The following is a 14,617-nucleotide window of genomic DNA, read 5'->3' on the forward strand; positions in this document are numbered from 1 at the left end:
TAGGGTCTATCCCTACGCCGCAAGTTTTCGTATAGGGCTCCACCATGCTGTTTATCAGCCCAGACATGCAGATAAATGGTTTCATGGCTGATTAGCAGGTTTTCTTCTTGCTCTAACCAGCCGGAAATTTGCTCTGGGCTCCATTGCAGCTTCAGCTTGCACTCTATCAGTGCAATGGTCTTGGGTAGCATCTTTGTTGGCTCTTTCGCCTGTCTACGACGCTCTTCTGCCATCTGTTGCGCTTGTTTATAGCGGTAGCCATTGCCACCTCGATTGCGAGCCAATTCCCTACTAATCGTAGGTTGGCTAACCGCAGTCTCTCTAGCGATTGCTCTCTGGCTCCAATCACTTTTCTTTAGTGCCCAAATCTGGCATCGTTGCTCTTCGGTCAGCTGTCGGTAGCCTTCTGTCATCACTTAATCTCTTGGCGGAGAAGAAGCAGCAGATATTACCTTCAGCTGACCGTTCTTTTCCAGGTGATTAACTGATGCACTTCAGAGTTGAATGCAGGCAAATATACCATCAGGATACCATTTAGTAAGTAAGCGGAAAACTTGCCTTGATTTAACTTCCTCCATCCTAACTTCAACCCGAAGGGAATTAGACCCTCATGCTACATATTTAATCGAGCAAGGACTGATGCAAAGTGTTATTCTCTGCAAAACCATATGCCTGCCATGTTATGGGTATCAACTATTCCACTAGATTCTATCCCCCCCACCACCAGACACAAACAAATTTAAGACAAATTCAACATACTCTCAAATAGAATTACGCTTTTATTACCACTTCCTTAATCTTAGGGAAATTGTCCTGACTCACGGATATCCCACCCAGACCTACCCCCCACTCAACCACTCTACGATTAAGCTTTAACCTCCTACATTAACCCTCTAAAACCTTTCATAGCACCTCTCCAGACAAATAAAAACTAACAAACTTATAAATATACTGTTTATCTCAGGCACTAAAAGACAGCAAATACTCCACCTGGAGCTCACCGGTTACTAGATTAACTATTACCTTAATGAAAAATCATGAATGGAAGTATGCCAAACCATCACAAACACCGAATTCACACCCATATGTGTCAAATTTATTTCAAAACACATGAAAAAACCAATTATTAAGGGTATTAGATACTCTTAAGGTAGCAAGGGCACAATTGATGACTACGGATTCCAGTATGAGAAAGCACTTAAATATCAATCTGACGCCAACCATTGAAACAAGCGCCGGCCTCATCATCGGCACAAATGTCAGAAATCTGGGTGTTTATAAATTCCTTGGGATTCCATACGCACGGCCTCCGATAGGGGAGTTGCGCTGGCGACCACCAGCGGAACCCCCTACTTGGGAGGTTCCATTTCATGCAGAAGATTTTGGCAAGCCAGCCGCGCAAAACCCTTCCAGTCTAATGGAGGTACGTGGCCGAAATGGGGAAACTCCAGAGAGCGAGGAGTGCTTACACCTCAATATATTCTGCCCAACTATTTCCCCACTAAAAAAACTCCCAGTAATGTTCTGGATTCATGGAGGCTCTTTCTACATGGGATCTGGCTGTCAAGCCATTTACAATGGCTCACACCTAGCAGCTACTGGCCGAGCCATTGTTGTCACTTTCAACTATCGTCTAGGTTCTTTCGGTTTCTTACGTCTAAAAGATCTCAGCAACATACCTTCTTCAGGTAATGAAGGAATTATGGATCAAATTGCCGCTCTAAAATGGGTCAAGAATAATATTGCAGCATTTGGTGGCAACCCCAACAACATTACTCTTTTTGGTGAATCCGCCGGTGCCATGAGCATTACCTCTCTACTGAATATTCCAGGATGCCATGGGCTTTTTAGTCGCGCCATAGTTCAAAGTGGACACCCTAAAGCTCTCCACACCATCGAAAGTGCCAACAATATAGCTGAAGCTTTTATCTCTCATCTCGATAAAATTAGCCGTAAAAAGCCGCTACTCAAATGCTCCAGTAAAGAGCTTCTAGAAGCGCAAGATATAATCATCAAAGATAAAAGCATGTCCAATAAATGGGGGCAACTGCCTTTTAAACCCGTCGTTGATCATGAACTCATAGATAATATTGAGCATATAAATACTGCAAAAAATAGTAAACAACCGCCCCTGCTATTAGGTAACAACCTGGAGGAGTGGAATTTATTTAGTGTCCACATCCCAGACACATACACGCTTAACTATAAAAAGATTTGCCAGCATTTAGAATGGTTAATACCTGAAAAAAAACTAAAGCCTATTATCCTTTACTACCACCAACAAGCCGAGCAAGCAAAAGATAATTTATGGCCTGCATGGAGTAAAACCTGGAACTTAATGCTGACAGACATGATATTCACACTGCCAGGATTGAGGCATCTGGACCGTCATCAGGGAGACTGTTATCATTATCACTTCACTCAACCTCTTGCTGCACAGCCTATACTAGGCGCCTGTCATGCCGTAGAGCTTGGCTATGTCTTTGGAACTCATGCAGAAGAATCACTGCAAGTACTTTATGGTGGTGAAACTGACCCCCATCTACTGAGTGCCACTATCCAGGAGGCTTGGTTGGGCTTTGCTGAAAGAGGTATTCCTGGAGATGACTGGCCTGTATATACAGGTATAAACAGTAAGTGTTTTGGCAAAAATCCAAAAGGACGCGAATTTAACACGGAAAAATTACTCAATTTATGGCAAGATATCCCCGATGAGACTTTAAATAAGTATCTATAACTCTCTATTAATATGATACAAATTTTATTAGCACGCCACGGTGAGGCCGCCAAAGGCAATTCGATTGTTGATCCTGCACTCACGCCCCTGGGGCACAAACAAGCAATTCAATTGGCTAGCAGTTTCTCTAAAAACACTTACTTAAAATTAGTAAGCAGCCCTAAATTACGCGCCCAACAAACCGCAAAACCCTTAGCTGATAAGTTAGGCACCTCTATCTCCTTAGAAAATCGAGTGAGTGAAATCCCCAGTTTCATTAGAACAACGCCTCTCCTGGATACGCTCACTGCTGAGTAAGGAGTGGGACCCGAGTAATCGACAACAAAAAGACTGGCGAGATGGAATTAAAGATTACTTATTGAGCATTGAAGAGGACACCATCATATTTTGCCATTTTATGGTCATAAATTCGGTTGTTGCACATATATTAAATGATAACAAAGTACAACAATTTAGGCCCGACTATACATCTGTTACTCAACTTCAACTCAGTGACAGTCATCTAAAGTTAATTAAGCTTGGCAGTGAAAGAGACTGTCAAATCAATTAACCATTAAAAAACCTCACCACTCACCAACTTAAGCTACCAAGCGCAATACACGAATATGGAGCCAAATCTAGGCCCCACACCAAAAGTAAAATCTATATCAAACTTTTATTGACCACCTCGAAAACATCCTTTGAGAGACTACCTGAGTTAAGAACATCCTGAAGTGCGTTTTTCATTTTATCTGATAGATTTCCAGTATATTTTTTCCACCGCGTGATAGGAATCACAAGGCGGGCAGCTATTTGTGGGTTCAATTTATCCAGGGCAACAACCTGCTCTGCGATAAATTTATAACCACTTCCATCTTCCTTATGGAACTGTTTGTAGTTTCTATTAGCAAAACCACCAATAACTGCTCGAACTTTATTAGGGTTTTTGAGTTCAAAGGCCGGATGCTCCATCAAGGTTCTGATATTTTCCAAGCTGCCGTAACGTGAACTACTACTTTGCAACCCAAGCCAGAGCTCCACAACCTGAGTATCCCCTTGCCAATGTTGATAAAAGCTTTGTATTGCTGCTTCGGCTTGAATTGCATCCCCATGATTGATCAGCCCTCTAAGGGCAGCCGCACTGTCGGTCATATTCTCAGCCATATCGAACTGCTTTTCCACCAAATCTAATGCATCATCTTTTTCTGTTACTGCGAGATAGGATAAGCAGATATTTTTTAAACTACGCCCAGCAATATCTTTTGCATTTGGATCGTAGGGTTTAACCACATTAAGCTCTAAGTATTTTTCTTTCAATTCAGGCGCTAAAGTATTCGCCAGAGTTTCACTTAAAAATTCTCGAGCCGCCACTATAGCCCCAGCATCGACAGAATCATACATTTCCGAAATCGACTGTTCACTTGGTAAAGTTAATATCTCTGCCACTAGAGCCGGATCCAATATACGGCTTTTTAATACATTCCGGTAGGCTTCAATCAGTTCAGACGACACCTGTAAAGCTTTACCATCTCGGTAATCTTGCTGGATATTAGATAAAGCCATAAATGCCAACCGCTGAGAAGCATCCCAACGATTAAATGTATCTGAATCATTACGCATCAAGAAGATGAGTTCTTTCTCTGTATATGAATAACGCACCTTCACTGGCGCAGAGAAGCCACGCAACAGTGAGGGTAGAGGCTTTTCTTTTATTCCATTGAACTCAAAATTCTGCTCAACATTCCTAACCTCCAAAATTTCCTCGGTGGATCCTTCATCACTCAGTATACGGTCATGGCCATTTCCATCTAGAAGGCCGATTTTTACCGGTATGTGAAACGGCAACTTTTCCTTTTGATCTGGAGTAGGAGGACATGTCTGGCGAATATTTAGAGTGTAAATACCTTTTGATTGATCAAAATAATCGCTTACAACCAAAACTGGGGTTCCAGCCTGACTGTACCAACGACGAAACTGAGCCAGGTCAACCTGATTGGCATCCTCCATCGCCACAATAAAGTCTTCACAGGTTACCGCACATCCATCATGACGCTCAAAATATAGATCACTCCCTCGACGGAATCTCTCCTGCCCCAGAAGGGTATGAATCATACGAACAACTTCAGCACCTTTTTCATATACGGTTAAAGTGTAGAAGTTAGATATTTCCATGTAGGATTCAGGCCGAATTGGATGAGCCATGGGTCCGGCATCTTCTGCAAACTGACTGGTACGCAGCAGAGACACATCCTCAATTCGTTTTACCGCCCGTGAATTTAGATCTGCAGAAAATTCAGCATCTCGAAATACTGTAAACCCTTCTTTCAAACTAAGCTGAAACCAATCTCGACATGTCACTCTATTGCCAGACCAGTTATGGAAATATTCATGACCAACAATTGACTCTATCCGCTGAAAAGCCGAATCCGTTGCCGTTTCAGGGCTAGCTAATACACAGGCCGAATTAAAAATATTTAGGCCCTTATTTTCCATGGCACCCATATTAAAATGGTCTACCGCCACAACCATAAATATATCCAGGTCGTACTCTCTGCCATACATTTCCTCATCCCAACGCATCGCTTTTTTCAAAGAGCGCATCGCGTGATCGCATTTCCCGATATTTTTTTCTTCGGTATAAATCCTTAGCTTTACTTCGCGTCCACTAACAGTGGTGAAAGTATCATCTCTATGTTCCAAATTCCCAGCCACCAAGGCAAACAAGTAGGCGGGCTTGGCAAAAGGGTCTTCCCAGGTGACAAAATGTCGCCCATCCTCACAATAACCACGATCAATTTCATTACCGTTAGAAAGCAATACAGGAAGTATTTTTGACGACACTATCGTGGTGGTGAACTTTGACATCACATCAGGTCTGTCAGGGTAAAAAGTAATTTTCCTGAAACCCTCGGCCTCGCATTGCGTGCAGTACATGTCGTTGGAGAGGTATAAACCCTCTAGCGAAGTGTTGTCCTCTGGATTGATTCGGTTGTAGATTTCCAGTAGAAACTCTGGCTTCTCAACGGTGAGGATCAAACCTTCGGGTGTTTCTTGATAAGACGCGGGAGGAAGAATTGAGCCATCGACAGCAACAGATATCAGCTCCAAGTCAACGCCATCTAATAGCAATGGTGGCAAGCCTTCGCCCGCCTCATGATTCCGACGAACGCTAAGCTGAGATTTTACCAGGGTGGCCTTGGGCTCCAGTTCGAAGTGTAGATCGGTACTATCCACCAAGTAATCTGGAACTTGATAGTCCTTAAGATAGATAGTCTTCGGCTGGGCATCTTGCATGATTGAAACATCCTCAATAAATGTGTTCCCAACGGAACGGTAAGGATTCAATAAATTGGGGTTAAAACTGTCATTACAAGTTAAGAATTCCCGCCGACGGCCCTAGCCGATAGTTCATAAGCCAGCTGGACCAGCTTACGTTCTTGTGAACCTACTTAGAACCCATCTCGACACTAGCATAATTCAAATTTATCTAGCTATTACATACCCACGTTCAACACCAGGTAAAGGACGGATAGATGTTGACTTGCAAATAACACAGAAGGTACCCGTATGGGTAACAAGTTGATCGCTTTACTATTCCTAGTTGGGACGCTGCTGTTCAGAGTAGGTACTCCCAGCTCCGCATCCACCTGGCTGAGGAAGTTAAATCCCGCATGGATACCCTTAAATTGGCATGCATGTACAGTCACGCGCCCACAAAAAAACAATAGAAGGATGACAACCAATAGTTAAAAGCTATTTAAAAAGACCTTAACTCTAGAGTAAATCCCCGCAAAATTTAGGGCCCTACATATCAAAAAGCACCCTTTACCAGTTCGTAATAATGCCTTTGGGGCCCAAGACTGCTTTAATGACTATGTACACCTCTTTTGAAGGCAGTCTTTAAAACCATCCCATTACCTCATGGCTATTCACTTCAAACCTATGCGTAATAGAGCTGAATGTGTGGCGCTTGCAGCTGTTACAGGAGACGGTGACTGAAGCTCCATGACTGAGCATTCAACCCCGCTTACGGTGACCGATTAATGAACCATCCCAATAGTTAACAATCGAACAGGCATAATCTTTTATTGTAATTTTGATAAGATAACCCTTTGCAAAGCCTGCAGAATACAGGTTCTCATGTTCTGCAGCTTTTTAGCGATCACACAAAGATACCTCCTTATCTGGAGTTTAGAGGTTTAACGTGCGAAAACCCCGCATTGTTGTCATTACAGTATCCGTATGCCTAGCCACCTTAGTTCTTGGTAGCTGGTGGAAAAAAGACGCGGTTGCCCCCCATCTAATTAACCTACTGGCTGGGGAGGTTATCATTCAACAAATATCTGGGCTCGAACTGAGTTTTTGGGAAGCATCAATCGAAAAAATCCAGATTAAGCAGGACCGAAATAGTGATCTAGTGCTTGACAAAGTTAAGATATCCAATCCTTTTTATTTAATCTTTAACCGGGGTAAAACTCGAAAAACTGCGTTATTTATCGATAAGCTGACACACGTTACACGAAAAGAAGTTGACTCTGACACACAAGATACTCTTCCAAACGACCCTATCGATGATAATATTTTTTCTCTAAGCCAGGCTATACAAGACATAATCCTCTATATACCAGACAATATATCCGTAAAGACAATAGAGCTTAACGAAGATATCTTTTTTGGACCTCTTGAAATTTCCCGTAACGAAAAAACTATCCGTATAAAATCCCCCTACAAATCGGCAGAATATGGAACATTTTACTTTTCATTACTTGCAAAATTATCTACAAAAAAAGTTAATTTTAATCTAGAATTTGGTTCATCCCTCCATACTTCGTCTTCCGAAGCCGTGCTAACGCTTTTAAAAGGGGAAAATAGTCAGTGGAATCTCGACGCCCATTTAATCTCAAACCTGAAATTAATTGCCCCCATACTGGGGGTTGTACAAGGGCTGACTGTAACACCATCAGATATAATAGAGACAAACGGACAGCTTTCTATCAACACCAGCGCTCTTGTTCCGGATAATCTTTCCTTTAAACAAGACTATAAAAATATTTTTTTTCAACTTGAAAGTAATGCACTGGAAGTGTCAATCCCCACAAAAGTATTGAATAGCAAGTTTAAGGCTCGACTATCCACTCACTCACCAATAGCCGTCAGACTTAGATCTCTCTCTCCCCTTCTACTCGAATCCGCCACAGGATCTGGATCAATTGAAATCTCATCTGAAGACGGCATAGCCGGCGAGAATCTCCTAGTAAACATGACATTCGACGCTATCAAACAAGGGGCTCCTCCCATAATTCAGGCAGAGGGTTCTCTTTTCCCAACTGCGTTTGAACCTGTATTACAGTCCACTCTAGGGAGAAGGTACACAGCCCCATTACACTTAACCCAACCAAAAGGTGAATTAAAATTCAAAGCCGAAGCTTCTTTGAATCCCATTGGAGCCCCCTCCACCGAGCAAGACTGGCTCAATAAGATTAGCCTTACCCTACTGCCAGGAAGCAATCTTCAGTTCGATATTAAAATACCCGAACTGCCAAAAAAGTCTCCCTTGTATTCAACTGGCCTGAACCGAAGTCAGTTTAGAATGGAGATCAAAAATAAAATTCAGCTCACAGGCGAGCCTGCTTCATCTTACCCTCTTGCAGTCAAGATCACTGAGGGGGCGTTTGACTCTCAATTAAAGTCAAGAGATTACGCTGTATCAATGTATTCACAGCTGAGGAATATTCGTTGTCATATTGATAAAAACGCTGAATGTATGTTTGAGGTAAATACGAAAATTCCAACTATTGTTGATCCTTCAACAGGGTCCACCTTTAACAACCTAGACTCCTCCGCCAAAGTACACATTCAATCAAGCAGTAACACTCAAGAGTTAGTGCTTGAGCAGGTCAACGTTGTATATGAAGAACTAAAGGATAAAGATTTTATAATCAACAAGGGAGATGTTCAAATACCTAAAGTCAATTGCACCTTTTCAGTGAACAATACTAACTGCGCTATTAATCAGTGGAATATCCATTTTGAAAAATTTACTAGCGAATATTTCACTTTATCCGGCGGTATTAACTTTAGTAAGTTTTATTTTAAGGAAACCGAAGGCAACACTGAACTTAGCAGCAACTATTCAGCGAGCAAATTAAAAGTAGAAACACCTGAAGACTACTCTTTTGAAACCTCCCTTACAGGCTCTCTTTTCCTCAGCGGGGATAAGATACAGGGGCAAAGTCAACTCCAAGCCAACGCCCTAACAGTAAACTCACGCTGGCATCACGATGTAAAGTTAGCTACCGGTGCCATTCAATTCTCATTACCCAAAGCCAGTTTTAACTCCGAGATACCACTAAGCCAGACGGTCCAAGGTTTACCAGTGGATCTCGTTTCTGGAGCACTTACCGCCGAGGGAACCCTATCCTGGCCTCAGCATCAAAATGATACTGTCAACTTAATTCTCTCTAATATTGCCGCTATCCATGGTGGTAGTTTCGCTACCGGAATAGAGGGGAAAATCCAATTGGAAAATGATGGCAGGCATTGGTTTACGCAAGAGCCTTATCCCCTGACAATACAATCTATTGATGCCGGACTACCTTTAAGCAATATCCACTTTTCACTGTCCCTTAACAAGGAACAGGATCTTCTGTTGGAGAATTTTACTGCCGAATTTCTTGACGGAAAGTTGAATTCTGAAACCTTGAGCTGGAATCTAACGAATAAAGAGCGCAGCAGCATCCTGCATGCCCAGAATGTATCCTTAGAAAAACTGGCTAACGAGACCGAGTCGGAAAATTTCAAGGCCAGCGGGCGTCTCAACTTGACAATCCCTATCTCTACAGGCCCAGATGGCGTCACCGTAAAGAATGGGTCCCTGGAAGCAATAGAGCCTGGTGGACGATTGAGATATTACGATGCATTTTCTCCCCAGATGCTCGCAAGTAACCCACAGCTTAAGATGATTGCCAGTGCTCTCGAAGACTATGATTTCCGGACGCTGGAGGGCAACTTACAATACCCTCCCAGTGGAGACCTCCAACTAAGTCTAAAACTTGTGGGGCATAGCGAGTCAATGGACTCCGAGCGGGATCTGGTTATTAATCTCAATCTCGAGAATAATATTCCTGCGATGTTACGCTCTTTGCAAGCCAGCCGCGACCTGACAGAAGCCCTACAAAAGCGACTGGACCAATAGGTTGGAGGTGAAGTAGGCTCTCACCAGCCAGGACAGAAGACCTGTAAATTCAGAGCTGGTTAAGGTTGAACCAATATAATAGGGGCAATGTGGCCACCTCCGACACAGATGGCGAATCTGGCCTGAATTTTGAAACAACGACTCAAGATGTAATAAATAAAAGGTACCTGTGCGGTACTGTAAGGAGTATCAGATGAGGGCCAGCCGGCTGATTCCCATAGGGTTACTATACGCTATGGTTGCTACAGGGTGTACGCCAACGGTGGCGGTTAAGGCCCCCAGTGAGCCAATTACTGTAAACCTGAATGTTAAAATTGAGCATGAAATCCGAGTCAAAGTAGACAAGGATCTCGAAAACTTGTTTGACGACAAGGAAGGCATTTTTTGAGGAGGCACAAGATGAGTATGGTAAAAAGAGTTCTCTTATTGTGGGGCTTGATCCTGGCGTTACCCGCCTTGGCAATCTCCCTGGATGAAGCAAAAAAACAAGGGCTAATAGGAGAGGCTAATAGCGGTTATATCGCTATCGTAGACGCTAGCTCGCCGGAGCTGGAAAAACTGATAAAGAAAATCAATGCCGAACGCAAGCAGGCCTACACCGAGATTGCCAAAAGCCACAATGTTGATATCGCTCAAGTCGCTGCTCGTGCGGCTGAAAAGTTAGAGGCCCGCCTATCCCGTGGTGAATACTATCAGGATAATCTTGGGCGCTGGGTAAGAAAATAATTTTGGTAAGGCTAAACGGCCTACCAGCGCATCAGCCTTACATCAGCAGCCTCTCCCAGAAAACCCCACGAAATACGACTTTCATGGGGTTTTCTTTTTGAGGGGCCAAAATTAGAGATTTCCAAACAGGGATTGACCATCAAGCCCCTGCTTTTCCATTACTTCACGTAGGCGCTTGAGTGCATCAACCTGGATTTGACGAACGCGCTCACGTGTAAGGCCTATTTCACGCCCTACTTCCTCCAGAGTACTCGCCTCAAAGCCACGCAATCCAAAACGCCTGGAAACAACTTCACACTGCTTGTCAGGAAGTTCACCAAGCCAACGGTTAATGCTATCGAAAAGGTCGCTATCCTGAAGCAACTCTGCAGGATCAGACTCCTGCTGGTCAGGAATAGTATCGACCAATGTCTTCTCTGAAGAGGGGCCAATAGGGGTATCTACGGAAGTAACCCGTTCATTGAGCCCCAGCATCCGCTCAACATCTTCTACAGGTTTCTCCAGTAACGTGGCTATCTCTTCTGCAGATGGTTCGTGATCCAGCTTTTGAGCAAGCTCACGGGATGCACGAAGATACACATTTAACTCTTTTACCACATGAATCGGCAGGCGAATAGTCCGAGTCTGATTCATTATGGCTCGTTCTATTGTCTGACGTATCCACCAGGTGGCATATGTAGAAAAGCGGAAACCACGCTCTGGATCAAACTTCTCAACAGCGCGAATTAACCCGAGATTACCCTCTTCGATTAGGTCCAATAGTGCCAAGCCACGACTGACATAACGACGAGCAATCTTCACAACAAGGCGCAAATTACTTTCAATCATGCGCTTTCTTGCCGCAGCATCACCACGTAAAGCCTTGCGTGCGTAATAGACCTCTTCTTCGGCAGTCAGTAGGGGGGAAAAGCCAATTTCATTTAAATAGAGTTGAGTAGCGTCCAGGTTTTTCTGTAAATGGCCATCGCCATCCAACCTGCTGACCCTGCTCTTCTCGGCGGGGGAGGAGACGGAGTTATTTTTTGCCGTATTTCTCCGCGTACGGCCGGTACCTTTTCCTTCTTTTGGGTTTAGTTTCTGCTCATCATTCTCTACTGCCAACTCAGGAGGAAAGTCTTCTGCCTGGCCAGCCACTGACTGGTCTTGCCGTTGTGCTTCCATTTCCCCTGCTCCTTGTACTTTGCCAATATCAACCGCGTAGCATGCACTCAGAACCGATCAAATATCGACCAGATCTCTGCACATGTGCGACAGCCACTGAATCGGCCTGACCCTTCGGTCGCCACGATTTCAGTGACTACCTCAAGTGGTATTAGTTAAAAGTCCATTTTTATTTACAGAGCTTCGCGACCCCCTTCCGACTCACGGTAGATAAGTGAGAGGATTCACTGGCTGACCGTTCTTACGTATTTCAAAGTGGAGCTTGTCGCGGTCGGTACCACTTGAACCCAGTTCCGCTATCCGTTGCCCCGCTTTGACCTTGTTGCCCTCCTTCACCAATAAACGATGATTGTGGGCATAAGCACTCAGATACATCTCATTGTGCTTGACGATCAGCAGTTTGCCGTACCCTCTCAATGCACTACCAGCGTAGATAACAGTGCCATCAGCTGCTGCCAGTACAGATTCTCCCTTTTCACCCGCGATATCAACACCCTTGCGCAGGGGGTCTCCAGAGCGGAACTTGCTAATGACTTGCCCACGGGCAGGCCAGCGCCAATGGATCGGCCCTGTGTGCTTGGTTAGCGCTTTTTGGCGCGTAGAATTTTTCGTTAAAGATTTTTTATTCTTGGCGGAAATAACTTTTTTTGAGGGTGCTGGCTTGTTCGCCGTTTTAGCTGGGGTTATCACAGGTCTGGAAGCAGTGCGGATAGGTGCGCTACCGCTGAGTTTAAGACGCTGGCCAGGATAGATGTTATAGGGCGTTTTGATGCCATTGATGGCCGCAAGCCGGCGAAAATCTTTACCGTAACGCCAGGCGATCGAATACAGGGTATCCCCCCGGCTCACAGTATGATAGTTGAGCCGGATGCTGGGAGGCTGCTTTAGGGAACTGCTGGGCGCTCTGTGGCCGGCGCAGGAAGCCAGGGCCACGATCATGGTACTAACGCCCAATATCTTTAACACCAAAGTCAAAAAATGACCAACATTAAGGATATTGTTCCGCCAAAAAAGGCCTTCAATACGTCGTAAAAGATGACATTCCATTATTCTCTTTTTACATCAGACCACGGCATTTATGGAAAAAGTGTCTAAAGAAAAGCTCTAAAAATCACTGAAAAAGCTTCATAAAAAGCTGCCACACCGAGATATTCCAGATCTTATTGCGGTGTGGCGCAGGATTTTCCTCGTTGAGCCCCTCCAAAATAATCAATAGCGAGAACCAGTACCACGGCGACCAGCGCAACTGTAATTGCGGCACCTATATGGGCGCTCTCGCCGGTTTGCGCCATAAAGTTTGATGGAGAGGTATTACTCAGAAGAGGGGCTAGCTTAGTGGAAACCCCCTCCGCATTATCCATCGGTAACTTCCATGGCCAAATGATCTTCAGGCTGCCCAGTAGAATTCCGCCAAGAAATGCCAGTGTGCGGGCAATATATTTATGCATCAACCAAGAGAGTAATCGACTAAAGAGCATCAGTCCCAGGGCGGCGCCTGCTGCGAAGCATAGTAAATTCGTTATCTGTAGCGTATGTACCGCTGTAAGTACTTTTGGGTAAATTCCTATCATTAACAGGATGAAAGCACCGGAAATCCCAGGCAAAGTCATGGCACAAATCGCCAGCGCACCCGATAAAAATAAAGTGAGTGGCGTCGCAGGAATTTCGCCTGGACGAAGCTCACTCAGAGCAATAGCCAGGGTAACACCCAACAATAGGAAAGCTATCGTCGATGGAGACCACCTGGGTATATTGCGCAGTATGGGTAGGATTGAAGCCAAAACTAAACCGAAGAAGAATGCCCAGACCAGTATTGGATACTCCTGCAGTAGGATGCTGATAACGCGTGCAAGGCTGAAAATACTGATCAACACCCCTAAAAACAGGGATAAAAGGAAGCTTCCATTAATATACTTCCAGGCTGCCGATAGCCCTTGCTCTCGCCATATTGTGAAGCAGTGCGGACCAATCCGGCTGAGAGATTCGATTAATTCCTGATAGATACCGGTGATAAAGGCGATAGTACCGCCGGAAACACCCGGAACCACATCTGCGGCCCCCATCCCCATCCCGCGTAGAACCACGCCTGGGTAGCGGCTTTTGAAGAGCCCAATAAATTTCATCGAACAACACCACTGAGCAGAGGTACAAAGCGCACTGCCTCTAGTTTTTCTACATCGAATTGATCGCTATCCTGGCGACGCGAAATCATCATCAAGTACTGTGTCTCTGCCCCCACCGGAATAACCAATACACCATCAGGACCCAACTGTTGCTTCAGCTCATCGGGGACTGTCGTAGGTGCCGCTGCTGCCAAGATTGCATCGTAAGGCCCTTTTTCGGGCCAGCCAAAACCACCGCTGCTGAGATTGTACTCAATATTTTGATAACCCAGCTCAGTGAGACGTCGGCGTGACTTCTCTAGCAGGGGTTCGACACGCTCAACCGAAAAAAGTTGTTCAACCAGCCGAGAGAGTATTGCAGATTGATAACCAGAACCAGTACCGACTTCCAAAACTCGACGCAGGGACTTGGCCCGGCTCAGCAGCAGTTCGGTCATACGCGCGACAATGTAGGGCTGGGATATCGTTTGGCCATAACCAATCGGTAAGGCTGTATCCTCATAGGCACGGATAGCCAGGGCTTCATCCAGGAATAAATGTCTGGGGGTTGAAGCCATCACATCGAGGACAACTTCATTGCTAATGCCCTCATCCCGCAGTCGCTGTATCAGGCGATTGCGGGTACGCTGGGAGGTCATTCCCAAACCTTCGTGTCTCAAGCGGTCCATATGCTGTTTAATTCCTTCGCCTATATAT

The 14,617-nt window shown here is 44.8% G+C and carries 11 protein-coding genes; 5 read left to right on the plus strand and 6 right to left on the minus strand.

What is annotated here, in order from left to right; all coding sequences use genetic code 11:
* Positions 1-413: helix-turn-helix domain-containing protein (locus Q1A69_RS13420; protein ID WP_299586201.1), on the minus strand; the 413-nt coding region annotated here is incomplete at its 3' end.
* Positions 414-1,186: 773 nt separating this feature from the next.
* Between Q1A69_RS13420 and Q1A69_RS13425 the strand changes: the two genes are divergently transcribed.
* On the plus strand, positions 1,187-2,737 hold the full coding sequence (locus Q1A69_RS13425; RefSeq protein ID WP_299586203.1) for a carboxylesterase family protein: 1,551 nt from the start codon (positions 1,187-1,189) through the stop codon (positions 2,735-2,737).
* Positions 2,738-2,749: 12 nt separating this feature from the next.
* Positions 2,750-3,034, plus strand: coding sequence for a histidine phosphatase family protein (locus tag Q1A69_RS20390; RefSeq protein ID WP_366525582.1), 285 nt, complete (start codon positions 2,750-2,752; stop codon positions 3,032-3,034).
* Between the two features lie 345 nt (positions 3,035-3,379).
* On the opposite strand, the gene pepN is transcribed toward Q1A69_RS20390, so the two are convergent.
* Positions 3,380-6,010, minus strand: coding sequence for an aminopeptidase N (pepN, locus tag Q1A69_RS13430; protein ID WP_299586205.1), 2,631 nt, complete (start codon positions 6,008-6,010; stop codon positions 3,380-3,382).
* Between the two features lie 910 nt (positions 6,011-6,920).
* On the opposite strand from pepN, the gene Q1A69_RS13435 reads away from it, so the two are divergent.
* The 3 genes from Q1A69_RS13435 (at position 6,921) to Q1A69_RS13445 (ending at position 10,637) form a co-directional block, all read left to right on the plus strand.
* Positions 6,921-9,911, plus strand: a complete 2,991-nt coding sequence (locus Q1A69_RS13435) for a YdbH domain-containing protein (protein ID WP_299586207.1) — start codon at positions 6,921-6,923, stop codon at positions 9,909-9,911.
* A gap of 193 nt (positions 9,912-10,104) precedes the next feature.
* Entirely contained in the window at positions 10,105-10,299 is a 195-nt protein-coding gene (locus Q1A69_RS13440; RefSeq protein WP_366525583.1) for a YnbE family lipoprotein, read from the plus strand.
* 11 nt (positions 10,300-10,310) lie between these two features.
* On the plus strand, positions 10,311-10,637 hold the full coding sequence (locus Q1A69_RS13445) for a YdbL family protein (protein ID WP_299586210.1): 327 nt from the start codon (positions 10,311-10,313) through the stop codon (positions 10,635-10,637).
* A gap of 111 nt (positions 10,638-10,748) precedes the next feature.
* Here Q1A69_RS13445 and rpoS read toward each other — a convergent pair whose 3' ends face one another.
* From rpoS to Q1A69_RS13465, 4 genes are all read right to left on the minus strand, one after another.
* Complete coding sequence (gene rpoS / locus Q1A69_RS13450) at positions 10,749-11,798, minus strand: RNA polymerase sigma factor RpoS (RefSeq protein ID WP_299586213.1); 1,050 nt, start codon at positions 11,796-11,798, stop codon at positions 10,749-10,751.
* Positions 11,799-11,999: 201 nt separating this feature from the next.
* The gene (locus Q1A69_RS13455) at positions 12,000-12,737 is read right to left on the minus strand and encodes a peptidoglycan DD-metalloendopeptidase family protein (protein ID WP_299586216.1); all 738 of its coding nucleotides are present in this window, start codon (positions 12,735-12,737) and stop codon (positions 12,000-12,002) included.
* A 221-nt stretch (positions 12,738-12,958) separates the two neighbouring features.
* Positions 12,959-13,921 carry a DUF368 domain-containing protein gene (locus tag Q1A69_RS13460; RefSeq protein WP_299586218.1) on the minus strand — a complete coding sequence of 321 codons (963 nt, stop codon included), beginning with the start codon at positions 13,919-13,921 and terminating at the stop codon, positions 12,959-12,961.
* Complete coding sequence (locus tag Q1A69_RS13465; RefSeq protein ID WP_299586220.1) at positions 13,918-14,589, minus strand: protein-L-isoaspartate(D-aspartate) O-methyltransferase; 672 nt, start codon at positions 14,587-14,589, stop codon at positions 13,918-13,920. The genes Q1A69_RS13460 and Q1A69_RS13465 overlap by 4 nt, the downstream gene beginning before the upstream one ends.
* Between the last annotated feature and the right edge of the window lie 28 nt (positions 14,590-14,617).

This window comes from uncultured Microbulbifer sp. (assembly GCF_947498635.1).
GTDB classification, from domain to species: Bacteria; Pseudomonadota; Gammaproteobacteria; order Pseudomonadales; family Cellvibrionaceae; genus Microbulbifer; species Microbulbifer echini.